Annotated in this window: 22 protein-coding genes; 13 read left to right on the top strand and 9 right to left on the bottom strand. The window is 70.9% G+C overall.

All coding sequences use genetic code 11. From position 1 onward, the window contains the following. Positions 1-40 precede the first annotated feature (40 nt). Positions 41-1,210 (top strand): acetyl-CoA acetyltransferase, encoded by a 1,170-nt coding sequence (locus AB0H83_RS08460; protein WP_360088997.1) that lies wholly within the window; start codon positions 41-43, stop codon positions 1,208-1,210. Between the two features lie 55 nt (positions 1,211-1,265). Here the strand turns inward: AB0H83_RS08460 and AB0H83_RS08455 are convergent, their stop codons facing one another. The 5 genes from AB0H83_RS08455 to AB0H83_RS08435 form a co-directional block, all read right to left on the bottom strand. Next, positions 1,266-1,664: a MaoC/PaaZ C-terminal domain-containing protein gene (locus AB0H83_RS08455; protein WP_360088994.1), complete on the bottom strand. Its 399-nt coding sequence runs from the start codon at positions 1,662-1,664 to the stop codon at positions 1,266-1,268. Then, positions 1,661-2,125 (bottom strand): MaoC family dehydratase N-terminal domain-containing protein, encoded by a 465-nt coding sequence (locus tag AB0H83_RS08450; RefSeq protein ID WP_360088991.1) that lies wholly within the window; start codon positions 2,123-2,125, stop codon positions 1,661-1,663. Before AB0H83_RS08450 ends, AB0H83_RS08455 begins: the two co-directional genes overlap by 4 nt. A gap of 33 nt (positions 2,126-2,158) precedes the next feature. Next, positions 2,159-3,400, bottom strand: coding sequence for an SDR family NAD(P)-dependent oxidoreductase (locus AB0H83_RS08445; protein WP_360088988.1), 1,242 nt, complete (start codon positions 3,398-3,400; stop codon positions 2,159-2,161). Continuing rightward, positions 3,400-4,227 carry an enoyl-CoA hydratase/isomerase family protein gene (locus AB0H83_RS08440; RefSeq protein ID WP_360088985.1) on the bottom strand — a complete coding sequence of 276 codons (828 nt, stop codon included), beginning with the start codon at positions 4,225-4,227 and terminating at the stop codon, positions 3,400-3,402. Before AB0H83_RS08440 ends, AB0H83_RS08445 begins: the two co-directional genes overlap by 1 nt. 127 nt (positions 4,228-4,354) lie before the next feature. Then, positions 4,355-7,198 (bottom strand): BTAD domain-containing putative transcriptional regulator, encoded by a 2,844-nt coding sequence (locus AB0H83_RS08435; protein ID WP_360088982.1) that lies wholly within the window; start codon positions 7,196-7,198, stop codon positions 4,355-4,357. A 415-nt stretch (positions 7,199-7,613) separates the two neighbouring features. On the opposite strand from AB0H83_RS08435, the gene AB0H83_RS08430 reads away from it, so the two are divergent. Genes AB0H83_RS08430 through AB0H83_RS08420 form a run of 3 tightly spaced genes read left to right on the top strand, consistent with a single transcriptional unit; the run spans position 7,614 to position 11,741 of the window. Beyond that, complete coding sequence (locus AB0H83_RS08430; protein WP_360088979.1) at positions 7,614-8,744, top strand: alpha/beta fold hydrolase; 1,131 nt, start codon at positions 7,614-7,616, stop codon at positions 8,742-8,744. Positions 8,745-8,780: 36 nt separating this feature from the next. Continuing rightward, complete coding sequence (locus AB0H83_RS08425) at positions 8,781-9,749, top strand: cyclase family protein (RefSeq protein WP_360088976.1); 969 nt, start codon at positions 8,781-8,783, stop codon at positions 9,747-9,749. 36 nt (positions 9,750-9,785) lie between these two features. After that, entirely contained in the window at positions 9,786-11,741 is a 1,956-nt protein-coding gene (locus tag AB0H83_RS08420; protein WP_360088973.1) for an AMP-binding protein, read from the top strand. Between the two features lie 66 nt (positions 11,742-11,807). On the opposite strand, the gene AB0H83_RS08415 is transcribed toward AB0H83_RS08420, so the two are convergent. The 3 genes from AB0H83_RS08415 to AB0H83_RS08405 all read right to left on the bottom strand — a co-directional run bounded on the left by AB0H83_RS08415 (position 11,808) and on the right by AB0H83_RS08405 (position 14,515). Beyond that, on the bottom strand, positions 11,808-12,743 hold the full coding sequence (locus tag AB0H83_RS08415; RefSeq protein WP_360088970.1) for an NAD(P)-dependent oxidoreductase: 936 nt from the start codon (positions 12,741-12,743) through the stop codon (positions 11,808-11,810). A gap of 78 nt (positions 12,744-12,821) precedes the next feature. Next, complete coding sequence (locus tag AB0H83_RS08410; protein WP_360088967.1) at positions 12,822-13,586, bottom strand: SDR family oxidoreductase; 765 nt, start codon at positions 13,584-13,586, stop codon at positions 12,822-12,824. After that, positions 13,583-14,515 carry an alpha/beta fold hydrolase gene (locus tag AB0H83_RS08405; RefSeq protein WP_360088964.1) on the bottom strand — a complete coding sequence of 311 codons (933 nt, stop codon included), beginning with the start codon at positions 14,513-14,515 and terminating at the stop codon, positions 13,583-13,585. Before AB0H83_RS08405 ends, AB0H83_RS08410 begins: the two co-directional genes overlap by 4 nt. A gap of 144 nt (positions 14,516-14,659) precedes the next feature. On the opposite strand from AB0H83_RS08405, the gene AB0H83_RS08400 reads away from it, so the two are divergent. The 9 genes from AB0H83_RS08400 to AB0H83_RS08360 all read left to right on the top strand — a co-directional run bounded on the left by AB0H83_RS08400 (position 14,660) and on the right by AB0H83_RS08360 (position 23,470). Further along, complete coding sequence (locus tag AB0H83_RS08400; protein WP_360088959.1) at positions 14,660-15,109, top strand: PPOX class F420-dependent oxidoreductase; 450 nt, start codon at positions 14,660-14,662, stop codon at positions 15,107-15,109. Positions 15,110-15,279: 170 nt separating this feature from the next. Further along, entirely contained in the window at positions 15,280-16,269 is a 990-nt protein-coding gene (locus tag AB0H83_RS08395; RefSeq protein ID WP_360088956.1) for an aldo/keto reductase, read from the top strand. A gap of 179 nt (positions 16,270-16,448) precedes the next feature. Further along, entirely contained in the window at positions 16,449-17,627 is a 1,179-nt protein-coding gene (locus AB0H83_RS08390) for an ABC transporter substrate-binding protein (protein ID WP_360088953.1), read from the top strand. Between the two features lie 269 nt (positions 17,628-17,896). Next, positions 17,897-18,376 (top strand): VOC family protein, encoded by a 480-nt coding sequence (locus AB0H83_RS08385; protein ID WP_360088950.1) that lies wholly within the window; start codon positions 17,897-17,899, stop codon positions 18,374-18,376. 103 nt (positions 18,377-18,479) lie between these two features. Next, a complete protein-coding gene (locus AB0H83_RS08380; protein WP_360088947.1) occupies positions 18,480-19,352 on the top strand; it encodes a branched-chain amino acid ABC transporter permease in 873 nt (290 codons plus the stop codon). Next, a complete protein-coding gene (locus AB0H83_RS08375; protein WP_360088944.1) occupies positions 19,345-20,256 on the top strand; it encodes a branched-chain amino acid ABC transporter permease in 912 nt (303 codons plus the stop codon). The genes AB0H83_RS08380 and AB0H83_RS08375 overlap by 8 nt, the downstream gene beginning before the upstream one ends. Next, positions 20,256-21,050 carry an ABC transporter ATP-binding protein gene (locus AB0H83_RS08370; RefSeq protein ID WP_360088941.1) on the top strand — a complete coding sequence of 265 codons (795 nt, stop codon included), beginning with the start codon at positions 20,256-20,258 and terminating at the stop codon, positions 21,048-21,050. Before AB0H83_RS08375 ends, AB0H83_RS08370 begins: the two co-directional genes overlap by 1 nt. Then, complete coding sequence (locus AB0H83_RS08365) at positions 21,037-21,729, top strand: ABC transporter ATP-binding protein (protein WP_360088938.1); 693 nt, start codon at positions 21,037-21,039, stop codon at positions 21,727-21,729. The genes AB0H83_RS08370 and AB0H83_RS08365 overlap by 14 nt, the downstream gene beginning before the upstream one ends. 16 nt (positions 21,730-21,745) lie before the next feature. Then, a complete protein-coding gene (locus AB0H83_RS08360) occupies positions 21,746-23,470 on the top strand; it encodes a CocE/NonD family hydrolase (RefSeq protein ID WP_360088935.1) in 1,725 nt (574 codons plus the stop codon). A gap of 61 nt (positions 23,471-23,531) precedes the next feature. On the opposite strand, the gene AB0H83_RS08355 is transcribed toward AB0H83_RS08360, so the two are convergent. Continuing rightward, a complete protein-coding gene (locus AB0H83_RS08355) occupies positions 23,532-24,680 on the bottom strand; it encodes an acetyl-CoA C-acetyltransferase (RefSeq protein WP_360088932.1) in 1,149 nt (382 codons plus the stop codon). Positions 24,681-24,686 lie beyond the last annotated feature (6 nt).

Here is a 24,686-nt window from a genome sequence, read left to right as displayed (position 1 = left end):
TGGTCGCCGGTGAGCACGTCAAGAGGAAGGCAACTGCTCCATGGTCAACCGCAATCCGGTCATCGTCGGCACCGGTCTGAGCGACTACCCGAAGGCGCCGCACCTTGACGCCCTCGGTCATCACATTCTCGCGACGCAACGTGCGCTGGCCGACTGCGGCCTCACCAAGCGGGACATCGACGGCTTCTTCTGCGCGGCGACCGACTTCGCCGAGCCCGAGAACGCCGGCACGCTGGTCGAGTACCTCGGCATCAACCCGCGATGGTTCGACGACACCGCGATCGGCGGCTCGGCCTTCGAGTTTCACGTCCAGCACGCCATGGCCGCCATCGCCGCCGGCATGTGCGAGACGGTGCTGATCGTCTACGGGTCCGACCTCTACACGAAGATGGGCAACAACCCGAACTTCGGCGGCAAGGAGCCCGGGGCGAAGGTGCCCGGCGCGCTGCAGTTCGAGTCGCCGTGGGGCAACACCCTGATCGGTGCCTACGCGATGGCCGCGCAGCGGCACATGCACGAGTACGGCACCACGTCCGAGCAGCTCGCCGCGATCGCGGTGGCCTGCCGCAAGCACGCGCAACTCAACCCGAACGCGATGTACCGCAAGCCGCTCAGCGTCGCCGACGTCGTCAACTCGCGGATGATCGCCGACCCGCTGCACCTCTTCGACTGCTGCGTGGTCTCCGACGGCGGCGGCGCGCTGATCATCACGACGGAGGAGCGGGCCCGGGACCTCAAACAGCCGCCGGTGCACATCCTGGGCGCCGCCAACGCGGTGACGCACTGGAACGTCAGCCAGATGCCCGACTTCACCACGACCGGCGCCGCGCGCTCCGGGGCCGAGGCGTTCGCGATGGCCGGCCTGACGCCGGACGACATCGACACCGTGCAGCTGTACGACAGCTTCACCATCACCGCGCTGCTGATGCTGGAGGATCTGGGCTTCTGCAAGAAGGGTGAGGGCGGGCCGTTCGCCGCATCCGGCGCGCTGGAGCTCGGTGGCCGGCTGCCGATGAACACCGAGGGCGGCGCGTTGAGCTCGTGCCACCCCGGCCAGCGCGGCATCTTCCTGCTGATCGAGGCCGTCCGGCAGCTGCGGGGGCAGGGTGGCGAGGCGCAGGTCAAGGACGCCGAGTTCGCACTTGCCTGCGGATCGGGCGGCTGGCTGTCCGCGATCGGCACCGTGATCCTCGGCAAGGGCCGGCCCTGACCCCAGCACGGCGGCGTGACCCCGCCGCCGCGGCGGCGGGGTCACGAGCGTTCGTTCAGTCCGTGCCGACGACCGCGTTGCCCGTCATCACCGTGTTGCCGGCCTCGTCGCGGACGACGAGGCTGAGCCCGGCGGTGCCGTCCGGGTCGACGCTCTCGACCCGGGCGAGCACGGTGAGCGTGGCGCCCGGATAGACCGGCCGCCGGAACTGCGCGTCGTACATCCGCAGCGCCTCGACGCCGAACCAGTCGGTCAGGATCCGTCCGGCCAGCCCCATCGTGAGCATGCCGTGCGCGAACACCGACGGATGACCGGCCACCCGCGTCGCGAACCGCTCATCGGTGTGCACCGGGTTGAAGTCGCCCGAGGCGCCGGCGTACTGGACGATCTGCGATCGGGTCAGGTCCTTGACCACGACCAGCTCCCGGGTGTCTCCCGGCCGCACCCCGGTCATGGCGCACCCACCGATTTCTCGGTCTCGACCCCGAGCATGACGGCGGTGACGACGAGTTCGCCGTGCTGGTCGCGGTACTCGGTGATGGTCTGGGTGAAGGTGAGCAGGCCACCTCGGCGACCCTGCTTGGTCCAGGTGCGCCCGGTCCGGGACACCGCGGACAGGATGTCGCCCTCGCGCACCGGGCGGTGGAAGTCGTACCGCTGCTCGGCGTGCAGGCCCCCTTGCGCGACGCTGTCCGGGACGCCCGTGTCCGACGATCCGGAGCCCATCCACGGCACATCCGGGCGGGGGCGCACCGCGCTGTCCGGGTCGAAGTGCTCGGCCGCCCACACGAAGGTCGGCGGGGCCACCGCGGGCGTTCCCGTCAGGGCCCCGTGGTACGCCGGGTTCGGGTCGCCGATCGCCCGGGCGAACATCATGATGTGGCCTCCCTCGACGGGGAATCGTGCCACCGCCATCTATGCATCTCCTCAGTTCTGGAACGAGTCAGGTCAGGTTGCGGGAAACCGCGGCGTCGCGCGGCGGTTCGAGATCCGCCATCCGCCGGCCGTACGGACGAAGTCGTCGAGGTAGTAGCCGCTGCGGCCGCGCCCGTCGGCGTCGACCACCAACCACTTGCTGCGAACGCGAACGGTGCGCCCGCCGTCCCGCACGGCCAGCACGACGGGATTCGTCAGGTGGTGCGCGATCGCGCGCCGCCGCATGCCCGCCGCGAACGCGGCCGCCGCCTCGTCGATACCGGTCATGTGCGCGCTGCCGATCGGGGTGTGGTCGATGACCGCACCGTCGGTGAACACCTCGGTCAGAGCGTCCCAGGCGCCGTCGTCGATGACCTGCGCGTAGCGCGACAGCACCTCGTGGATGGCGAGCAGCACCTCCGGCTCGGCGCCCGCCTTGCCTGCGGTGCCCGCCGCGCTTCCGGCGCTTGTCTCGCTTCCGGCGCCTGTCTCGCTTCCGGCGGGCCCTGGATCCGGTCCGCCCCACGCGGTGCCGAACTCCGCCGACCGCACCAGCTGCCCGGTGAACGTCGCCGGGGTCTGCCGCGCGAGCCAGGCGATGGCCGGCGCCACGACCGACGGGGGCCGCATCGTCGCGACGTAGTCCTCGCGCAGGCCGAGCGCGCGTGACCCGTCGGTCAGGATGCCGGCCGGATAGAGCACGTTCACGGCGATGTTGCGGGAAGCCAGGTAGCCGGCGGCGTTCAGCGCCCACCGGTCGAGCGCGGCCTTGGCGGCGCCGTACAGCGGTAACGTCCGGGCGGTCTCGTGCTGCAGCGACTCGAGCGTGCCCGCGCTCGAGCTCAGGCATACGATGCTGCCGCCGCCGGAGGCGGCCATGAGTTCGGCGGCGGCCATGGTGCACATGAAGGCACCACGGACGTTGACACCCATGACCCGGTCGAAGTCGGCGACCGTGGTGGCGAAGAAGTCCAGCTTCGGGTAGATGCCGGCATTGTTGACCAGGACGTCGAGCCGGCCGCCTGCCGCGGCGATGGCGGCGAACAGCGCTGCCACCGACTGTTCGGACGACACGTCACACGCATGTGCGTGCCCGCGTCCGCCCGCCGCCGAGATCGCTCCGGCCACCTCCCGGGCGGCGTCGATGTCGACGTCGCCGACGTGCACGACGGCGCCTTTCGCGGCCATCAGCAGGGCGGCCTCCTTGCCGATTCCCCGCCCCGCGCCGGTGATGCAGACGACGGCGCCGGTCAGGTCGCGAGCCGCGGCGCCCATCACAGCTCCTGCCGGTTTTCCCAGTTGTTCTTCTCCGCCTGGTAGAACGAGATCATTTCGTGCGCGGCGGCCGCGTCCAGCGTCAGGTTCGCCTGCTGGACGAGGTGCCGGTTGGCGAGGCGCTTGGTCCAGGCCAGCGCGTGCGCCGGCCGCTTGAGCAGGGCAGCGACCAGCTCGTCGATCTTGCTGTCGAGCTGCTCCAGCGGGAGCGCGTAGTTGATCAGACGGCGGTCGGCGAGTTCGCGGCCGGTCACGACCGGCGAGAGCATCAGGTACTCCTTGGCCAGTGGCGGCGCCATGTAGAGCGGGACGTAGACCATCCCGCCGTCGCCGGGGGCGACCCCGTACCGCGGGCCGTAGGGCTCGACCCCGCCCTCGCCGAGGGAGAGGTGGACCTCGGCGATGCGGGCGTCCTCGGCGGCCACGACGATGTCGCAGCCGTACATGATCGCCTGCCCGAACGAGAAGCAGTCACCGTTGACCCGGGCGATGACGGGCTTCTCGAGCGCGAGCAGCGCCTCATGGGTGCGGGTGATCCCCATGAAGGCCCGCCACATGCCGTGCGGGTCGTCGATGTAATGGTTGTGGTGACGGGTGGAGATCACCTCGGTCTTGTTCCCGACGCAGAACGTCCCGTCGCGCAGGCCGGTGAGCACGATGACCCGCACGTCGTCCGCGCTGCGGATGTCGCTGAAGAACTTTCCCATCTCCCAGTGGATGTCCGCGTGCGACGGTTTTGGTTCGTCATAGGGCCGGATCTTCACCGTGAGGCGCGGCCCGTCCTGCTCGAAAACCAGTGAGGGAAAAGCGTTCTCGTCCAGCTGCATGAGGTCCTCCATCCGCTCGTGCACTGCGCGCGCTCGATCGTGCACGACCGGAGTTACTCTGCCCGCGGGACCGGGCCTGGGACGGCGGGTAACGAGGCCAGTAATGCCTGGTCACCCGCGCGGATCCTCAGGTGCCGCGCAGTTCGCGGACCAGTTGCCTGGTCGCGGGCGCGGGCTCGACGCCGAGCTCGGCCAGGGCCGCGGTCAGCCGCTGGAACTCGGCCAGCACGGCATGCGGCGAACCCAGGGCCGCCTCGACCCGCATGCGGACACAGTATGCGGACTCGCAGAACGGGTCCCGGTTGATGGCGAACGACGCGGCCTGCCGGGCGCGTTCGTGCAGGCCCAGGGCCAGTGCCGTCTGGGCCGCCTTGAGCGCGGCGTCGACGACCTTCACCTCGAGCTCGTGGCGGCGCTCCTCGGCCCACTCCAGTTCGCTCTCCGGCAGATACGGGCCCTCGACGATGGCCAGGGTCTGCTCCAGGTGCTCCAGGCGCTCCACGCCCTGCATCCCGTAGGCGTCGTTGAGCATCCGCTCGAACCGGAGGTCGGTGCTGTCCACGTGCAGGTCGTCGGCCCAGCGCACGTGCCCCAGCGCGGAGCGGGCGAGGTTCACCCCGGTCGCCTGCCGCAGCTTGTACACCACCTGGCGGAAGTAGTTGCCGCCCCTGCGCGGATCGGCGTCGGGGAACAGCTTCTCCTGCAACCGGTGCCGCTCCACGCCGTCCGGGTGCAGGGTGAGGAATGCGGCCAGCTCCAGCACCTTCATGCGGCGCGAGCAGCGGGGCACGCCGTCGACGATCAGGTCGGGCACCGGCCCGTGCGTGTGGACGTCGACGATGACCAGGCGCTCCGAGGGCGCCGACGGTGGCCGTTTGCGCTGCTCGGGCGGGCGCTGACCGACCAGCTGGCGCCAGCGCGTCCCGCTGGTGTCGCTCTCGATCTGCCGCCGCAGCACCCCGGGCACGTCGTCGAGCGCACGCTTGAGGATGAACAGGCAGTCCATGGCGCGCGTCGTCTCGTAGGCCAGGTCGATGGCGGACCTCGCCGCGTCGGCCTGGCCGAGCCGGGCCTCCGCCTCGGCGAGATACGCCGCGGCGAACGGCAGCATCAACGAGCGGCCGGCGGTCTGCATCCCGGCGGTCGCGGCCCGCAGCACCCGCGCGGCGTCCTCGGGCCGGTCGATGCGCAGGTATGCCAGGCCCTGGAAGGTCTGGCCCCACTCGACGTAACAGCGGTTGCCGCTGGCGGCCGACCGGCTGATCGCGTCGGCCAGCGACATGCGCGCGTCGTCGACCCGGCCCAGCGCCAGCTGCAGCGCGCCGACGACCACCTCGAAGCACGGCTCCCAGCCGAAGCGCGTCTTGCGGCTGTGCTCGGCCGCGGCCTCGGCGGCGACCAGCGCCTCCTCCGGGTGCCCCTCGGCCCACAGCAGCCAGGCCTCGTGGAAGAACCACAGGTCGGTGTGTGAGCCGGACTTGATGGCCTCGGGGACCTCGTCGAGCAGTTCCCGGGCGTGGGTCAGCTCGCCCCGCCAGATCAGCGCCAGCACCGGGTGCGGTGAACGGTAGAACGATCGCGGCGGCCAGTCGTCGTCGTGGGGGAGCAGCCGCAGCAGCTGGTCCAGCCGGCCCTGGACGAGCAGCCCCCACGTGTACACGCGCTCGCTGTCCACCCAGTCGGTGCCGGGCGGCGGGGCCACCGCCTGCCGGCCGGCCACCGCCTCCAGCTCGTAACGTACCGCGTCGGCCCGGTAGTCGCCCTCGTAGTTGCGGATCAGCTCGAGGGCGTCGGCCGGCCGCCACTGCATGGTGTAGCCGATGAAGGCCACCACCCCGGGGTCGGCCTTGGCCACCTCCTCCAGGGTCCCCTGCTGGTGCAGCCGGTCGATGAGCGCCTGCGCCTCCGGGATGCGGCGGACGCCGTAGAGGGCGCGGATGGCCGCGCCGTTGAGGATCGGCCGGGCCTCGACCGCCTCCGAGCCGAAGGCGTCGATCCAGCGCAGCAGCACGCGCCAGTCCGCGCGGGCGGACAGTGTCGCGACGGCCCGCTCGGCGGCGTTGGCGGCGCTCTCCAGCTCGCCCGCCTCGAGAAAGGTCTCGACCGCTTCCTCGCACATGTCGAGCTCGTCGAGCAGCCGCGCGTAACGGCTCTGCAGCGTGGGCAGCTCGCCGGGCAGCCGCACCTGCAGCTGCTCGCGGAGGAACTGGCGGAACCGCGGGTGGTACACGAGCGCCCGGTCGACCTTGGTCGCCGGCAGGTGCCGCGAGCCCAGCGAGTGCCACAGCGCGTAACCCTGCTCGCCGCACAGGGCCACCGCGGCCCGGGCGGTGACGGTCGCCGGGACCGAGGTGCGCAGCAGGAACTCCTGCTCCGCTTCCGGCAGGCGGGCCAGAATCTCGCGGCTGACGAAGCCGGCCAGCGAGTCCGGTCCGTTCTCCGGCTGCAGCCCGGGCATGATGTCGAAGGCGACGGCGGCGATCCAGCCCTTCGTGACCTCCATGAGCGGGGCCGGATCGCGGTCGCCCTGGCCGTTGGAGGTCAGCAGCGTGCGCGCCTCGGTGAGGTTCAGGGCCAGGTCGTCGCCGCTCACCCGGGCGATGCGTCCCTGCAGCATCATCCGGCCGATCGGGCCGTCGAGATCGTCGCGGCTCATGATGATGGTGCGCACGCCGGCCGGCAGGTAGTCCAGGAACACGCCCAGGACGGTGAGTGACTCGTCGGCCGACACCAGCCACTCGCAGTCGTCCAGCACGAGCAGCAGGGACTGGTCGGCGATGCTCTCGGCCAGCATCGCCGCCACCTCGGCGGCCGGAAACCCCGACTCCAGCCAGGTCTCGACCATGATCGGGGCCTCGGGGTTGACCACTGCGAGCGCCTCGGCGAGGTAGGTCACCAAACGTGAGGGGCTGCGGTCGCCGGCGTCCACCGTGACCCAGGCCAGCGGCCAGCCGTGCTGTGCCGCGAACATTCGTGTCTGCACCGTTTTTCCGGAGCCAGCGGCGGCGAAGACGGCGATCGTCTCGTAATCGTCCAGGAGTCCGGTCAGGTGCCTGTCCAGCCTCGGCCTGGCGATCGTCCCGCGTGGCAGCCCCGGAGGTAACACCTTGTGACTCAGGATCATATCGGTCTCAGTTCACCTCGGCGTAACATCCGTGGCTCGCATACTGCCTCAGGACTTTGCGGATTCGGAACCCCCTACCTGGACTTTTTCTCCCGTGTGCCAAGTCGTGACCTTGAACTGGCATCCCATCAGCTGGACATGTCGTCCCGGATCGATGCCGGGTCGGCCGGCGCGTACCGGCCGGGGTCCATAACGGTGGCGGTAACGCGGGCCGGTTGAACTGGTCGGCACAGATCGGATCAGCCGCGAACGGAGACCAGTCTTGTACTACTACTTCGCCGACAATTACACGTGGTCGTCGGCCTTCAACCTGGCCCTCATGTCAGGCGGGTCGCTGGGCGAGATGAACCGCTGGCTGGCGCCGCTGCGCGACGGCGAGCCCGATCCCGAGGTGTGGGCCAAGGCCTGGACCGGAATGGCCGAGCAGCAGGAGGCCCAGGCGGCCGAGGACCTCGCCAACGGCCTGCGCCGCAGTGCGGGCGCGCGCTACCTGCGCGCCTCGGTGTACCACCACAGCGGCGAGCGGCAGATCGCCCCGGGGCCGGAGAAGTCGGCCAGCTACCAGGCCTCGCTGGACGCGTTCGCCAAGGCGGCCGAGTTGATGCCGCTGAACGTCGAGCGGATCGAGGTCCCCTCGCCCGACGGTATCCTGCCCGGGTACCTGATCCCGGCGAAGACCGAGCAGCCGGCGCCGGTGGTCATCTTCTACGGCGGCTTCGACGTGACCAAGGAACTGCTCTACTGCTTCGTCGAGGAGGAGTTCGTCAAGCGCGGCATCACCTGCCTGGTGATGGACAGCCCGGGGGTCGGTGAGCCGCTGCGCCTGCGCAACGTGGCCTCGCGCCCGGACTACGAGGTCCCGACCGGCGCGGTCATCGACTACCTGGAGACCCGTGCGGACGTGGATGCCGACCGCATCGGCGTCATGGGCATCAGCCTCGGCGGCTACTACGCCCCGCGGTCGGCGATCTACGAGCCGCGGATCAAGGCCTGCGTGGCCTGGGGCGGCATTTGGGACTGGGGCGCCACCTGGGAGAAGCGCTGGGGCACCCGTTCGAAGACCGTGTCCGTGCCGTGGTTCCAGCTGCCGTGGGTGATGGGCACCGACACCATGGAGGCCGGTCTCGAGCGGGTCAAGCAGTGGACCCTGGTGGACCACCTGCCGAAGATGACCCAGCCGTTCCTGATGCTGCACGGCGAGAACGACCGGCAGGTGGCGGTCGAGGACGCCCGGAAGGCGTTCGCCGCGGCCGGCTCGAAGGACAAGACCCTGCGCATCTTCACCGTCGCCGAGGGCGGTGCCGAGCACTGCCAGACCGACGAGCCCGACCCGGCGCGGCAGCTGATCGCGGACTGGTTCGGGCAGCGCCTGGGCACGCTCCCACCGGCCTGACCCTTCGGTATCCATTGTCATGACAGGGAGACGGGCATGACTGAGGTTGAGAATCTCGCTCCGGTAACCATTGACGACGTGCATGCCCTGTGCGACCGGTACCGGACGTGGGGCAAGTGGGGTCCCGACGATGAGCTCGGCACGCTGAACTACATCGAGCCCGAGATGATTACCGCCGCGGCGAAGCTGGTGAAGCAGGGCCGGGTCATCTCCTGTGCCCTGCCGTACGACGGCAACGGTCCGCAGAACGGCTGGGGCGGGCGGGTCAACCCGCTGCACTTCATGCTCCAGGACGGCGGGGACGCGGTCATCGGTGCGCAGGACCACATGGCCAAGCTGCGCTACGCCGACGACGCCATCTACATGCCGCTGCAGTGCGGCACGCAGTGGGACGCGCTGTCGCACGTCTTTTACGACGGCAAGATGTACAACGGCTACGGGATCGAGACGGTTTCCAGCACCGGCGCCAGCAAGAACTCGATCGACAAGACGACCGAGAAGGTGGTCGGGCGGGGCGTCCTGCTCGACATCCCCCGCCATCGCGGCGTCCCGTGGCTCGAGCCGGGGCAGGGTATCGGCAGCGCCGAACTGGCGGCCTGCGCCGCCGCGCAGGGCGTCACCGTCGGCCGGGGCGACTTCGTGCTCATCCGCACCGGGCACATCGCCCAGTGCCGCGACCGTGGCTCGTGGGGCACCTACGCCGCGGGGGACGCCCCCGGGCTGGCGCTCGACTCGGCGCACTGGATCTGCGGCAACGAGGTGGCCGGCATCGCGACCGACACCTGGGGCATGGAGGTGCGCCCCAACGAGCTCACCGACATCTTCCAGCCGGTGCACATCGTGCTGCTGGTCAACGCCGGCCTGCTGATCGGGGAGATCTTCGACCTGGAGAAGCTGGCCCAGGACTGCGCGGACGACGGTGTGTACGAGTTCATGTTCGTGGCCGGGCCCCTGCCGTTCACCAAGGCGGTCGGCTCGCCGCTGAACCCGCTGGCGATCAAATGACCCGGTACGCAGCACCCGGAATGGATGGCGGTGGCCGTGAACATCGATGAGCTGAACCGGCTGCCGGTCGCGTGGGAGCCGGACCCGGCCGATTTCGCCGGCACGCCGCTGGGCGTGATGGCGGCCCGGCACGGCCTGACGACCTTCGACGAGGTGGCCCGGCGCGCGGCCGAGGACCCGGAGTGGTTCTGGGCCGCGGCCGCGGACGACGTCGGGCTGCGCTGGCTGCGGCCGTACGAGCAGGTGCTCGACCTGTCGGACGGCCCCCAGTTCCCGCACTTCTTCAAGGGCGGCGGGCTCAACTGGGCCGACTACGCGATCGACCGCTGGATCGAGCAGGGTCGCGCCGACGACGAGGCCATCGTCTGGGAGGGTGACGACGGCTCCGTCCGCACCGTCACCTACGGCGAGTTGAAGGCGCAGATCGACCTGGCGGCGGGCGCGTTCGTCGCGCGCGGCGTCGGGGTCGGCGACGTGGTCGCGCTGTACCTGCCGATGGTGCCGGAGGCGGTCGTGGTGATGCTGGCCGCGGCGAAGATCGGCGCCATCGTCGCGCCGTTCTTCAGCGGGTTCGGCCCGACGCCGGTACGGGAGCGGCTGCTGGACTCCGGTGCCAAGCTGATGGTCACCGCGGACGGGTTCGAACGCCGCGGCAAGCTGGTGCCGCTCAAGGAGACCGCCGACGAGGCCGCCGCCGACGCACCGGCCCTGCGGACCGTGCTGGTGGTACGCCGGCTGGGGCGCGACATCCCGCTCGTCGCCGAGCGCGACGAATGGTGGGACGAGGCCCTCGCCGCCGCCGAGCCGGTGACCCAGGCGCCGATTTTCGACGCCGAGACCCCGTGCATCCTGCTCTACTCGTCGGGCAGCACGGGACGGCCCAAGGGCTGCCTGCACACCCACTCCGGGCTGCCGTTCAAGTTCGCCCAGGAGGCCCGGCACGGGTACGGCATGCAGCCCGGTGAGCGCCTGATGTGGCTCACCGACATGGGCTGGGTGATGGGCGCCTACGTGGTGTCGGCGGTGTTCAACAACGGCGCCACCGCGGTGCTGTTCGAGGGCACCGCCGACTATCCGACCCCGGACCGGCTGTGGTCGGTCGTCGAACGGCACCGGGTGACCGTGCTCGGCATCGCGCCGACCGTGGTCCGGATCCTCGCCGGGCTGGGCGACCAGTGGCCCGATGCGCACGATCTGCCCGATCTGCGGGTCATCGCCAGCACCGGCGAGCCGTGGAACGTCGAGCCGTGGTGGTGGTGCTTCAAGCACGTGGGCAAGGGCCGGCTGCCGTTGGTGAACATGAGCGGTGGCACCGAATGCGGCGCGTCCATCGTCAGCGGCACCGTGCACCGGCCGATCAAGCCGGCCGGGTTCTCCGGGCCCACCCTGGGCATGGCGGCCGACGTGCTGGACGCCGGCGGCAACTCGCTGCGGGGCTCCGTGGGTGAGCTGGTGGTGCGTGGCCCGTGGCCGGGCATGACCAAGGGGCTGTGGGACGGGCCGGAGCGGTACCTGAGCACGTACTGGTCCCGCTTCCCCGGCAGCTGGCTGCAGGGCGACTTCGCCTACGTCGACGCTGACGGGCACTGGTTCCTGCTCGGCCGCTCCGACGACACCATCATGCTGGCCGGCAAGCGGGTCGGCCCGGCCGAGATCGAGTCGCTGCTGGTCGACGACCCGGCGGTGGTCGAGGCGGCGGCGGTCGGGATCCCGGACGAGTCCAAGGGTGAGGCGCTGGTCTGCTTCGTCGTGCTCATGGACGGCGCCGACCCGTCGGTGGTGCTGCCCCGCCTGACGGAGTCGATCGTCGCCCGCGAGGGCAAGGCGACCCGGCCCAAGGCGGTGCACGCGGTGACCGGGCTGCCCAAGACCCGCAACGGCAAGGTGCTGCGGCGGGTGGCCCGGGCGGCGTACATCGGCGCCGAGCTCGGCGACATCACCGCGTTGGAGAGCCCGGAGCCGCTGGCTGACTTCCCCCGCCAGCCGGCCTGACGATCCGACGGGAAAGGGCGCGGCGCCAGGTTGCTGGCGCCGCGCCCTTCTCTGCTGGGTTGGCCTTCAGGAACCGAGCGCCGCGCGCTTCTCGGCAACGATGTCGGCCAGCGCCGCCTCGAGCGTCCACTGCGGGGTGAAGCCGTAGTCCTTGCGGAACTGCGAGTCGTCGAAGTTCATCGGCCACCGGTGGCCGGCGTCGCCGACCTCGATGCTCGCCCCCGGGATGAGGGTCCGGGCGATGTCCACCATGTCGCCGATGCTGCGGTAGTCGCCGCGCACGTGGTAGACCGGGCTCGTCGGCGCGGGACCCTGACTGGCCCGGACGAACGCGTCGGCCGTGTCATGGATGTAGACGAGGTTCATCATCGAGTCGGCCCCGTAGGCGGTCCGGCCGGGCTGGCCGGCCAGCGGCTTGGTGATGACCTCGTCGACCAGCCGGCGGGCGACTCCGATCAGGCAGGCGGCCCCGTAGGCCAGGCCGATCCGGATCGAGGTGTTCACCACGCCCAGGGTGCGCCAGTAGTACTCACCCATGGTCTCGCCGAAGATCTTGCTGCCCTCGTACACGTCGCCGGCGCGGACCCGGGCGGACTCGGTGAGCGGCACCGCCGGGTCGATGTCGGCCGGGTTGAACAGGGCCGCGCTGCTGGCCAGCACCGTGCGTTCGACGTCGAACAGCCGGGCCGCCTCCAGGACGTTGTATGTGCCCACGATGTTCGACTGGATGCACTGACCCCGCTGGGCGGCCGACCGGTCGTGCAGCTCGGCCGCCAGGTGGATGATCCGGTCGACCTTGTGCGTGGCCAGCAGGTCGGCGATCAACGAGAAGTCGGTGACGTCACCCTCGACGAACGTCAGCGCGCCGGTGCCCGAGGCGCGGGGTGCCGCCGCCCACCCGGGCCGGCGGTCGAGCGCGACGACCCGGTGCTCCTGGTCCAGCAGCTGGTCGACCACGTACGAGCCGATGAAGCCGGTCGCGCCGGTCACCAGATAGGTCATCGCATGCTCTCCTTGCATCGTTTTGGTGTGGCTCGGGCGCTCCGCGCCGGTCTGCCCAGGTGTGGCGGGCTGGTCGGCTCAGGTGTAGATCGGGCGGTAGCCGCCGTCGACCTGCAGTACCGTGCCGGTGACGGAGCGTGCGCTGTCGGAGGCGAGGTAGGCGAAGGCGGCCGCCGTCTCGGCCGGATCGATCATCCGGCCCAGCGACATCCGGGAGCCGTAGTGCTGGTCCAGGCTGTCGTCGCCGGCGATGTCGTCGGGGAAGATGCCGGTGCGGGTCGGGCCGGGCAGCACGGCGTTGGCCCGGATCCCGTCGCGGCCGTACCCGATCGCCAGCGACCGGGTCAGGTGCACCACCGCGGCCTTGGCCATGCCGTACGCCGGGAACCCGGGGGTGGGCCAGAGCGCGGCCGTCGAGGCGGTGTTGAGGATGACCCCGCGTTTCTGCGGGCGCATCACGGCCAGGGCCGACCGGCAGCCGTACCAGACCCCGGCCACGCACACCTGCCACAGCCGCTCCAGCGCCTCGTCCGCGCCGTCCTCGTGCATCTCGCCGCCGGCCACGATGCCCGCGTTGTTGACCGCGATGTCGCACCGGCCGAACCGGGTCATCGCCACCGCGAACGCCTCCGTCACCTGCTCGGCCCGGCTCACGTCGGTGCGCTGGAACACCACCGTGCGGCCGGTCGGGTCGATCTGCGCGGCGACCTCGGCCGCCGCCTCGGTGACGTCGGCCAGCACGACCGACGCGCCGTCGGCCACGAAGCGCTCCACGACGGCCCGGCCGATGCCTGACCCGCCCCCGGTCACCACGGCCACCTGGCCGCCCAGCGGGGCGGTCATGACGCGGCCCGCAGGTGAGCGTCGAAGAACGCGACGGCCGTCTCCGTGGTGCTGTCGACCTGGGGACCCAGCGGCCCGCCGTGCCCCCCGTCGGGCAGCAGCCGCAGCAGCTTGGGTTCGCCGGCTCGCTCGTACATGGCGACGGAGTGCTCAGCGGGGATGATCGTGTCGTCGGTCGGGGTGATGAGGCACAGCGCGCGAGGGGCGATCGCCGCGACCACCCGCTCGGGCGAGAAGTCCAGCGCCAGTTGGGCGTTCTCCAAGGGATAACCCTCCGGGTAGGTTTCGGCGATCAGCGCCGCCTCGGCGTCGGCGGCCGGGCCGGGCGCGACGGGCATGAGCACCGAGAGGTCGACCCGTTCGCCGGGCCCGCTGCGCCGCGCGGCCTCGTCGCGGGCCAGCCGGTCGACCAGCTCGGGCCAGCCGGCCGGGCCGTGCAGGCCCGACAGCCAGCGCTGCCCGTCGCCGAGCGCGACGATCCCGATGCAGGCCTTGAGCCGCTCGTCGGCGGCGGCCGCGGCCACCGCGATGCCGCCGCCGAAGCTGGCGCCGACCACGCCGAGCGCCGACGGGTCGATCTCGGGAAGGCCGGCGAGGTACGTGGCCGCGTTCGACACGTCGCGCACCTGCTCAGCGGGGTCGCAGCGCAGCCGTGCGCCCTCGCTGCCGCCGAAGCCGCGGTGGTCGATGGCCAGGACGGCGTAGCCCCGCTGCGCGAGGCGGGCGGCGAACGGCAGCACCCGGAAGTTCACCGCGCCGCTCCAGCCGTGGCTGGCCACCAGCGCGGGCAGCGGGCCCGGACGCTCCTTGGGCTCGACCAGGACCCCCCGCAGGCGCAGGCCGTCGCTGTCGAAGTGCACGACCTCGGCGATCACCTCCGGCCCGCCGGACAGGTCGAGCCGGATCTCGTTGTCGGCTGGCACGATCATCGTGGCCGGGCTCCAGTTCGTCTGTGTCGGTGCTTGTCATAGCCACGTAACGCGGCCCCCCATTACCTGCCGCGTTACGTCGTCGCCGGTCGCGCCCGGGTGCGCCAGGGCCGCTGTACTGGCCGGCGGAGAAGGGAGGCCGACATGGCCAACGGACCGCTGCCGATCGAGGCGGACGAAGTGCACACCTACCTGTCGTCCCGCAAGAGCCTGCAGCTGGCCACGCTGAACCCGGATGGTTCCCCGCACCTGGCGACGATGTGGTTCGGGCTGCTGGGCCGCGACATCGTGATGTGGACCCAGCGGACGTCGGTGAAGGCGCGCAACCTCCGGCACGACCCGCGGGTGGCCTGCCTCGTCGAGTCCGGTGACGACTACGCCAGCCTGAAGGGGCTGACCGTGTCAGGCCGGGCGGAGCTGGTCGAGGACGACGACAGCCTGCTGCGCATCGGCGCCGTGCTGGTGCCGCGGAACTACCCGCCGGAAGACCGGCCCGACTACCGGCAGATGGCGCTGTCGGGGGCGCGGGTCGGCATCATCGTGCACGCCGACCGCCAGGCGAGCTGGGACTTCGCCCGGACGGCCCGGCGCTGAGCCCCGAGGCCCCGGGGTCCTTGCCGGATACGTGTGCACCGCGTTACTGACAGCGTTAGGCAGCGCCGGTAACCATCCTGTGTACGGCCGCCCGGTCAGGCTCGCGCATGATCGGTCCAACGCCCCGTGTGCCGGGGCGGCAGCAGACGCAGATGGCGCGAGGAGTGGCGATGCAGGGCGTGTCGGCGATTGAGCGGGTCGGCTTCGGCAGCGGCACGATGATCGCGCAAGGGTACGGCGCGGTGGACCTGGAGTCCGCCCGGGGGGCGGTCGACGCGGCGTACGGGGCCGGGGTGCGCTTCTTCGACACCGCGCACTTCTACGGCTCGGGCCAGTCCGAGGCGATCGTCGGCGAGATGCTGCAGGGCCGGCGGGACCAGGTCCGGCTCTGCACCAAGGGCGGTGTGCGCTACACCGACCCGAGTGACCTGCTGAGCCTGGTCTGCGACTCGTCCTACGACGGGCTGCGCCGGTTCATGGAGCAGTCCCTGGCCCGGCTGCGCACCGACTACGTCGACGTGTACCTGTTGCACCAGTTCGACCCCGCGCTGAGCCCGGAGCAGCAGATGGAGAACCTGCAGCGGCTCAAGGACGACGGACTGGTCCGCGACGTCGGCTTCTGCAACTTCGGCGCCGAGGCGAGCCGGCGGGCGCTGGCCACCGGCATCCCCACCGCCGTCGAGTACAGCTTCAGCCTGCTCGACCACCGGTACCTGAACGAGCTCACCGACGCCGGCCGGCGGGGCGGCCTCCGGATCACCTACGGCTCGTACGTGCACGGGCTGCTGGCCGAGAACTTCAGCGAGGACCACGACTTCGGCCCCGACGACTGGCGCGGCCGGAGCCGGCGCGAGGGGCGCTCCGGCACCTCGGGCAACGTCTTCTTCGCCGGTGCGGCTTTTGCGGCCAACGTCGCGATTGCCCGGCAGTTGCGCGGGCTGGCCGAACCCCTGGGCCTGTCGCTGGCAGCCTTCGTGCTGGCCGTCACCGTCCGGCAACCGCACTCGGACATCGCCCTGTTCGGCTGCCGCAACGCGGCAGAGGTGCACGACGGTCTGCGCGGCCTCTCCGTCCCGCTGCCGGACGACCTGCTCGCGCAGGTCGACGAGATCCTGGCCGGCGCGGACCGCCCGACCGAGAACCGGCTCGGGCTCGCCTGACTGTCGCATGTGGACGGCCTGGACCCTTCGGGCCGCTGCCATCGGCGTTAGCAGACCAACGTAACGGCCCTGTTAACACGGCTCACCGAGTATCTGACCTGCCGGCGCCCTTCGCCGTCGTCCCAAGAAGGCTCCGCGGTGGAGCCGATGATACAGAGCCTATGTTTCAAGGGGGTCAGATGCGCAAAAGTCGTTTCGGCATCATCCTGTGCGCGGGACTGCTGATGGCGGGTTGCTCCACCGAGGGCAACGACCAGGGATCCGGCTCAGGCGGGCTCCCGGCGGAGATTGAGATCGGTGTACCGCTGGACCTCAGCGGCGCGGTCGGTGTCGCGAGCGTCGGCACCAGCGAGCGGGACGGGGTCCGGCTGGCGGCCAAGGAGATCAACGACACCGGGTTCCTCGGTGCCACGAAGATCAAGCTGGTCGAGGTCGACACCAAGGCCGACAAGCAGGAGGCCGTGGCGGCGACGCTGAAGATGATCGGCCAGGACGTCGACGCGATCGTCGGCTTCACGCTCACCGCGTCCTTCCTGGCCGCCGGCGGGCAGCTGCAGCAGGCCGGCGTGCCGACGATGGCGGTGGGGCTCTCCGCGGCCGGTGTCACCGAGGTCGGTGACTACATCTTCCGGCTCTACCCGGACATGGCCAACGTGATGCCCCCGGCCGACAAGGAGTTCGCCGAGGCGTTCGGCGACATCAAGACCGCGGCGTACATGTACCAGAGCGACTCCGAGGCCGCCAAGATCGTCATGTCGAAGCGCCGGGCGGTGCTGGAGGGCATGGGCATCAAGACGGTCGCCGAGGAGACCTTCGTCGGCACCGACACCGACGTCCGGGCGCAGCTCACCAAGGTCAAGAACGCCAACCCCGACGCCATCGTGACCATGCCGCTGCCCGGCATGATCAACCCGCTGTACCTGCAGCTCGACGAGATCGGCTTCACCGGCCGGGTGCTGGCCGCGCCCGACTACAGCGACGCCAACCTGCAGGCGGCCGGCAAGGCCATGCGCTGCTTCGTGTACGTCAGCGCGTGGAACGGTGCCAGCACGGTCGGCAACAACCAGCACTTCCTGGACTACTGGAAGGCCAACGGCGAGGCGCGCTCGGCCACCGTGTTCGAGGCGGCCGGCTATGCGTCGATGTGGTCGGTGGCACACGGCTTCAAGACGGCGAACACGACCAACAAGAAGGCGGTTCGCGACGCGATCGCCGGCCTGAAGGACATCGACTCGCCGTTCGGCAAGATCGGCTTCACCGAGAACCGGGCGGCCAGCGTCAAGGGCACCAAGCTGCAGATTCTCGACAGCAAGATCACCATCTACGATGCCAAGACGGCGCCTGGCTGCAAGCGCTAGCGCCGGTCGGGCGGACCGGCCACATCGCGAAATTCCACCAGGCCCCGGACCGGTGCACGCCGGACCATCCGCGGCCGGGCTGCGAGCCACCGCTGACCGCGTTCCTGCAGCCCCCGGCGAACAGTGCCTGACGCCGTTCACCGCACCCGGCCGATCGAGTGTCAGTCCACTGTGCACCGTCTGAGTCGCGATCGCCGCCCAGGCCCGCCACGTCGCTGGTGTCCCCTGGGCGGCGTCGTCACCGCTTGAGCCACGAGAGGACAGGCCGCATGAGTCTCGGCATCGCGCATCTGGTGCACGCCAACGTCGTCTGCTCCGACTTCGACCGATCGTATGACTTCTACACCCGCCTGCTCGGCGGCCGGGTGCTCGGTGCGCCGTTCGAGTTCGACGCCGGCGCGGACTTCATGTCGATCCTCGGGGTCACCGGCCCGACCCGGTGCAAGGCCGCGCTGCTCACCTGGAGTGACGACGATCGAGCCACCTACGTCGATCTGCTGCACTTCGCCGGGGGCGGGGCGGCCGCCCCGCGGACACCCACCAACGCCGGGCTGGCCCGGCTGGCCTTCCGGGTCCGGGACATCGCCGAGACCCTGGCCTTCATCGAGGAGCACCGGATCCCGCTGGTCGGCGGGCCGGTCACGCTCACGCCCCTGCGCGGCCGGGTCCGTCCCGTGCTCGCGATCCGCGACCCGGACGGGACGCTGATCAACCTCATGCAGTTTCCGGAACTCACCGAACAGCCGTAACGCCCATGTTAACGGCGGGGGAGCGATGCTGTCGCCCCCGTAACGCCAGCGACGCCGGCCGGACTGACCCGCAGAACCTGGCCATAAGGAGACAGGAGATGGTGTGCAGCAAACCATCAACGGCCTAGCCGTCGGCAGCACGTACGCACTGCTCGGGGTCGGCGTCACCCTGGTGTGGGGGGTGCTCGGTATCCTGACCTTCGCCCACGCGCAGATCTTGACCTGGGGTACCTTCGGCGCACTGCTGGCGCTGCACATGGGGCTGCCGGCGCCGCTGGCGGTGCTGGTCGGCATGGTCGCGGCCGGCGTGCTGTCGACCGTCGTCGACCTCGCCGTCCTCGCCCCGCTGCGCAAACGCAACGCGCCGGAGTTCTCATACGTGGTCGCCACCATCGGCGCCGGGCTGATCCTGGTGACCGTGCTGCGCTGGCGGACCGACGCGCAGATCGAGAACTTCCCGCGCGAGGGGTTCCCGGTCGGCGCCCTCCAGTTCGCCGGCCAGAACGTGCCGCGGCTGCAGATCGTGATGCTGCTACTCGCCGTCGTGGCCATGGTCGGACTGGGCTACTGGCTCAACCGCACCAGCTCCGGCCGTTCGGTGCGGGCGGTGGCCTACAACCGCGAGACGGCCGAACTGCTCGGCGTGAACAGCCAACTGGTCTATTCCATCTGCTTCTTCGTGGCCGGAGGGCTGGCCGCGGTGTCGGGCATCTTCGTGGCGGTGTCGACCGCACAGGTCTCGTACTCCTCGGGCGACGGCCTGCTGCTGATCGCCTTCGCCGTCGTCATCCTCGGCGGCATGGGCTCGGTGCGGGGCGCGATCGTCGGCGGCCTGGTACTGGGGATCATCGAGGTCTACGCCACGGCCTACGTGTCGAGCGTGTTCCGGGAGATCGTCGCGTTCGCCACCATCCTGATAGTGCTGGTGGCCCGGCCGTCCGGCTTCTTCGGCAAGAAGGAGGCCACCCGTGTTTGACTGGATGAACCCGCTCCAGCACTTCCAGCTGGACACCGCACTGATCCTCACATTGCTGGTCGTGAGCGTGCACCTGACGTTCCGGGTCGGCATCTTCTCGCTGGCACCGCTGGGCTTCGCCGCGGTGGGCGGCTACACCGCCGCGCTGATCGCCACCAAGACCGACCAGCCGTTCCTCGTCGGCATGGTCGCGGCCCCGCTGCTGGCCGGCGCGATCGGGGCGCTGTTCGCCCCGCCGATCCTGCGGCTGCGCGGCATCTACATGGCCCTGGGCACCCTGGCCCTGTCACAGGCCATCCTCGTGCTGATCCGGATCAGCGACGCGACCAACGGCCCCAACGGCATCGCCGGCATCCCGGCCAAGGTGGACACCGAGTACCTGCTGGCGATCCTGCTGGTGACCTTCGTGCTGCTGCAGCTCAGCCACCGCTCCTACTTCGGCCGCGCGGCCAAGGCGGTCCGGCTGGACGAGCGCACCGCCGAGGGCCTGGGTATCAACCTGTTCCGGGTCCGGTTCGCCAGCTTCACCGTGGCCGCGGCGGTGGCCGGCCTGGCCGGTGCCCTGGAGGCCCACCGCACCACGGTGATCAGCCCCGGCCAGTACGGCTTCGGCGCCCTGATCATCGTGTTCACCTACGTGCTGCTCGGCGGCAACGGGCACTGGTCCGGACCGATCCTGGTGACCTGGGGCATGACGCTGCTGCGCGACAAGCTCGAGTTCGCCGGCTCCAACTGGGAGGAAATCATCTACGGCGCGCTGCTGGTCGTCATCATGCTGGTCGCACCGAACGGGCTGTCGGACCGCTCGCTCTACCGCAAGCCCCGGCGATGGTTGCGGTCACTGCGCAGCCGGCACAAACCGGACACCGCCGCCCCGGCGGCACCGGCCGAGGTGAGTTCCTGATGGCCGCGCTGCTGGAGCTGACCGGGGTCAGCAAGTCCTTCGGGGGCATGAAGGCGGTCGACAACGTGTCGTTCGCCGTGGCCGAAGGGTCGATCTGCGGGCTCATCGGGCCCAACGGTGCGGGCAAGACGACGGTGGTCAACCTCATCAGCGGCTACCTGCGCCCGACCGCCGGCAACATCCGCGTGGCCGGCACCGACGTGGTCGGCCTGCGCCCGCACCGGCTGGCCCACGTGGGCGTGGCCCGCACGTACCAGAACCTGCAGTTGTTCGACGAGAGCACCGTGCTGGAGAACGTCCTGATCGGCCGGCACATGGCCTTCCGGGGCAAGCGGTGGCAGCTGGGCCGCACGCGGCGGCGGGAAGAGATCGAGCAGCACGAGAAGGCCCGCCACCTGATCGAGCGGGTCGGGCTGTCCAATGTGGTCGACGTCGACGTGGCCGAGCTGTCCTACGGCATGCGGCGGCGGGTCGAGATCGCCCGGGCGATGGCGACCGAGCCCAAGCTGCTGCTGCTCGACGAGCCCACCGCCGGGATGACCCGGGCCGAGTCCGACGACGTCGGTGCGCTCATCCAGACCGTCAACGCCGAAGGCGTGACGGTGCTGCTCGTCGACCACAACGTGCGCCTGGTCACCGAGATCTGCCACCGGGTCGTCGTCCTGGACTGGGGTCAGGTGCTGACCGAGGACGGGCCGACCGAGGTGTGGCAGGACGACCGGGTCAAGGCGGCCTACCTCGGCACCAAGGAGCACAAGTTCGCCCACCTGGAGGCACCAGATGCTGGTCGTTGAGTCGCTGATCGCCCGGTACGGCGCGGTCGAGGCGCTGCACGGGGTGAGCCTCGAGGTCGGCGCCGGCGAGGCGGTCGCCATCGTCGGCCCCAACGGCGCCGGCAAGACCACCCTGATGCGCTCGATCTCGGGCCTGGTCCGGCTGGCGAGCGGATCGGTGAAGTTCGAGGGTCGCGAGATCGGCCGGACGGCGCCGTTCCGGGTGGCCAGGCTCGGGATCAGCCATGTACCGGAGGGCCGGGCGATCCTGTCCACCCTGTCGGTGAAGGACAACCTGCTCATGGGCGGCCACCGGCTGCCCAGGGCCGAGGTCGACGCCCGGCTGGCCGAGATGCTGGAGCTGTTCCCGTTCCTGGGCCGGCGGCTCGACTCGTTCGGCGGCGTGCTCTCCGGCGGTGAACAGCAGATGCTGGCGATCGCCCGCGGGCTGATGGCGCGGCCGCGGCTGCTCATGATCGACGAGCCCTCGATGGGGCTGGCGCCCCGCGTGGTCGGTGACGTGCTGGACGCGCTGCATCGCGTGGTCGCCACCGGGACGTCCGTGCTGATCGCCGAGCAGAACGCGGGCCTGGCCCTCGAGGTGGCCAGCCGGGCGTACGTGATGGTCGTCGGGGATGTCGTGGCGTCCGGCAAGAGCGCGGATCTCGAGGACAAACTCATCGAAACCTACCTGGCATGACCCGGCCGAGGCCCTGATGCGAATGTGGGTCGACACCAACGTCGACATCCCCCTCCGGGACGGCACCCGCCTCCGCGCGGACATCTACCGTGCCGCCGACAACCGGCCGCTGCCGGTGCTGGTGCACCAGCCGTACCAGAACCGGCGCTCCAAGGAGAGCCTGGCGTTGATGGTCAACCCGATCAACGCCTTCGACCGGGGCTACGCGACCGTCCTCGCCGACACCCGGGGCACCTGGGGCTCGGACGGGGAGTGGCAGCCCTTCCACGGCCAGGGCGAGGACGGCTACGACACCGTCGAGTGGTGCGCGGAGCAGCCGTGGTGCAACGGTGACGTCGGCGTGTACGGCAGTTCGGGCATGGGCGTCACCGCCCTGCGCACGGCCATCGCCGCGCCGCCGCACCTGCGGGCGGCGATGCTCGCCTTCACCGGCGGCACGTACCACGACGGCTGGGCCTACACCAGCGGGGTCCTCGAGCTGTCCTGGGCGCAGTGGTGGGCCCGGGTCATGGGCGCCGGGCGGCTGGCCCGGCTGCCGGTCGGCGCCGAGCGCGACGCCCTGGCCCAGCGGCTCGAACGGGCCCGCGACGGGTGGGCCACGGCCCGCCACCTGCCGCTCGTCGACGGGCCGATCCCGGCCGAGCTGTCCCCGTGGTACGAGGAGTGGCTGGCCCACGCCACCTACGACGAGTACTGGGCGGCGGTCGACTCGGCCGCACAGGCGCACCGCATCACGGTGCCGGTGCTGCAGGTCGGCGGCTACTACGACGTGTTCATGCCCGGCCAGCTCGCGGTCGGCCGGGCCCTGGCCACGCACCCCGACCAGCGGGTCAGGGAGGGCAGCCGGGCCGTGCTGGGACCGTGGACGCACTCGTCGTACCTGGGCAACCAGACCACCTCGACCGGCTCGCGCAACTGGGGACCGGTCGCCGACAGCAGCCCGCGGAGCATGACGCCGCTGCTGCTGGACTGGTTCGACACGTGGATGGCCGGGATCGCCGAAGCACCCGGCACGCCGCGGGTGCGGTACTTCGTCATGGGCGAGGGCGCCTGGCGCGTTGCCGACCGCTGGCCGCCGCCGTCCACGCCGCTGGCCCTGCACCTGCGCGGCGGCGGGGCGGCCAACACCGCGTCGGGCGACGGGATGCTGAGCACGGTCCCGGCCGGCCCCGACGAACCGGCCGACAGTTTCCGGTACGACCCGCTCGACCCGGTGCCGACCTGCGGCGGGGCGACGCTGGCGCCGGTCGAGCTGGGCGGCGACGGCATCCAGGACCAGGCCCGGGTCGAGGCCCGGCCCGATGTGCTGGTCTACACCACCGAACCGCTCGCCGCCGAGGTGGTCGTGGCCGGCCGGATCGAGCTGATCCTGCACGCCGCCAGCGACGCGGTCGACACCGACTTCACCGCCAAGCTGGTGGACGTCGAGCCCGGGGGCTTCTGCGCGAACATCTCCGAAGGCATCGTGCGGGCCCGGCACCGCGACGGTGGCGACGAGCTCCTCGAACCCGGCACGGTGTACGAGTTCACGATCCGGCTGTTCGAGGTGGCGCACGCGTTCCGGGTCGGGCACCGGATCCGGCTCGAGGTGTCGAGCTCGAACTTCCCGCGCTTCGCCCGCAACCTGAACAGCACGGTCCATCCGCACCGGGCCACCGCCGCGGATGCCGTCATCGCCACGCAGCGGGTCTTCCACACCAGCGCGCACCCGTCGCGGCTGATGCTGCCGACCCTGCCGTGATGTTCCCACCGGTGAGACAGCGCGGGTTCCCCCGGCTGTCTCACCGGTGACAGAGGTGCGGTTACAGCCGTTCGATGATGGTGACGTTGGCCTGGCCGCCGCCCTCGCACATGGTCTGCAGCCCGTACCGCCCGCCGGTGCGCTCCAGGTGGTTGAGCAGCGTCGTCATCAGCCGCCCCCCGGTCGCCCCGAGCGGGTGCCCCAGCGCGATCGCCCCGCCGTTCGGGTTGACCTTCGCCGGATCGAACCCGGTCTCCTTCAACCACGCCAGGACCACCGGCGCGAACGCCTCGTTGATCTCCACGGCGTCGATGTCGTCGGGCGTCATCCCGGTCCGCTCCAGTGCCCGCTTGGTGGCCGGGATCGGTGCCGAGAGCATCATGATCGGGTCGTCGGCCAGCACGGTCATGTGGTGGATCCGGGCCCGTGGCGTGAGCCCGTGCTCGCGCACCGCCCGCTCGCCCGCGATCAGCAGGGCGGCCGCGCCGTCACTGATCTGGCTGGCGACGGCGGCGGTGATCCGGCCGCCGGGCCGCAGCGTCGGCAGGGACCGGATCTTGTCCCAGTCCGGCTCGCGCGGGCCGTTGTCGGCGGTGAGCCCGTTGAGCGGCACGATCTCCGCCGCGAACAGGTTGTCGGCGTTGGCCTTCAGTGCCCGGCGGTGCGACTCGACCGCGAACTCCTCCATGTCCTGCCGCGAGATGTCCCAGCGCGTGGCCATCATCTCCGCGCCGCGGAACTGGCTGACCTCGCCCTCGCCGAAGCGTTCGATCCACCGCGTCGAGGTCGAGAACGGGTCGTCGAAGCCCAGCGCCTGCCCGGCGTTGGCCGCGGACCCCAGCGGCACCATGCTCATGTTCTGCACACCGCCGGCCACGACCAGGTCCATCGTGCCGCTCATCACGGCCTGCGCGGCGAAGTGCACCGCCTGCTGCGCCGAGCCGCACTGCCGGTCGATGGTGACCCCGGGGACGTGCAGCGGCAGACCAGCGGCCAGCGCGCAGGTGCGGGCGACGTCGAACGAGTGCGGCCCCACCGAGTCCACGTTGCCGAACACCACGTCGTCGACCAGCGCCGGGTCGATCCCGGTCCGTTCGATCAGCGCGCGGATGGCGTGGCCCCCGAGGTCCGCCGGATGGACCGTGCTCAGTGGTCCGCCCCGGCGGCTCACCGGGGTGCGGACAGCGTCGACGATGAATGCCTCAGTCATCTCTGT

The sequence above is a fragment of the Dactylosporangium sp. NPDC050688 genome, from assembly GCF_040654515.1.
GTDB lineage: Bacteria > Actinomycetota > Actinomycetes > Mycobacteriales > Micromonosporaceae > Dactylosporangium.
Note: the sequence above shows the minus strand (reverse complement) of the source record. Positions and strands in the feature narration are given on the sequence as shown.

What these genes read in the sequence shown, in the direction of transcription:
- AB0H83_RS08385 (WP_360088950.1), top strand. Translation starts at nt 17,897, where the DNA reads ATGAGTCTCGGCATCGCGCATCTGGTGCACGCCAACGTCGTCTGCTCC.
- AB0H83_RS08440 (WP_360088985.1), bottom strand. Translation starts at nt 4,227, where the DNA reads ATGCAGCTGGACGAGAACGCTTTTCCCTCACTGGTTTTCGAGCAGGAC.
- AB0H83_RS08365 (WP_360088938.1), top strand. Translation starts at nt 21,037, where the DNA reads ATGCTGGTCGTTGAGTCGCTGATCGCCCGGTACGGCGCGGTCGAGGCG.
- AB0H83_RS08360 (WP_360088935.1), top strand. Translation starts at nt 21,746, where the DNA reads ATGCGAATGTGGGTCGACACCAACGTCGACATCCCCCTCCGGGACGGC.
- AB0H83_RS08405 (WP_360088964.1), bottom strand. Translation starts at nt 14,515, where the DNA reads ATGATCGTGCCAGCCGACAACGAGATCCGGCTCGACCTGTCCGGCGGG.
- AB0H83_RS08460 (WP_360088997.1), top strand. Translation starts at nt 41, where the DNA reads ATGGTCAACCGCAATCCGGTCATCGTCGGCACCGGTCTGAGCGACTAC.
- AB0H83_RS08450 (WP_360088991.1), bottom strand. Translation starts at nt 2,125, where the DNA reads ATGGCGGTGGCACGATTCCCCGTCGAGGGAGGCCACATCATGATGTTC.
- AB0H83_RS08390 (WP_360088953.1), top strand. Translation starts at nt 16,449, where the DNA reads ATGCGCAAAAGTCGTTTCGGCATCATCCTGTGCGCGGGACTGCTGATG.
- AB0H83_RS08455 (WP_360088994.1), bottom strand. Translation starts at nt 1,664, where the DNA reads ATGACCGGGGTGCGGCCGGGAGACACCCGGGAGCTGGTCGTGGTCAAG.
- AB0H83_RS08445 (WP_360088988.1), bottom strand. Translation starts at nt 3,400, where the DNA reads ATGGGCGCCGCGGCTCGCGACCTGACCGGCGCCGTCGTCTGCATCACC.
- AB0H83_RS08410 (WP_360088967.1), bottom strand. Translation starts at nt 13,586, where the DNA reads ATGACCGCCCCGCTGGGCGGCCAGGTGGCCGTGGTGACCGGGGGCGGG.
- AB0H83_RS08395 (WP_360088956.1), top strand. Translation starts at nt 15,280, where the DNA reads ATGCAGGGCGTGTCGGCGATTGAGCGGGTCGGCTTCGGCAGCGGCACG.
- AB0H83_RS08425 (WP_360088976.1), top strand. Translation starts at nt 8,781, where the DNA reads ATGACTGAGGTTGAGAATCTCGCTCCGGTAACCATTGACGACGTGCAT.
- AB0H83_RS08355 (WP_360088932.1), bottom strand. Translation starts at nt 24,680, where the DNA reads ATGACTGAGGCATTCATCGTCGACGCTGTCCGCACCCCGGTGAGCCGC.
- AB0H83_RS08435 (WP_360088982.1), bottom strand. Translation starts at nt 7,198, where the DNA reads ATGTTCGCGGCACAGCACGGCTGGCCGCTGGCCTGGGTCACGGTGGAC.
- AB0H83_RS08415 (WP_360088970.1), bottom strand. Translation starts at nt 12,743, where the DNA reads ATGACCTATCTGGTGACCGGCGCGACCGGCTTCATCGGCTCGTACGTG.
- AB0H83_RS08370 (WP_360088941.1), top strand. Translation starts at nt 20,256, where the DNA reads ATGGCCGCGCTGCTGGAGCTGACCGGGGTCAGCAAGTCCTTCGGGGGC.
- AB0H83_RS08400 (WP_360088959.1), top strand. Translation starts at nt 14,660, where the DNA reads ATGGCCAACGGACCGCTGCCGATCGAGGCGGACGAAGTGCACACCTAC.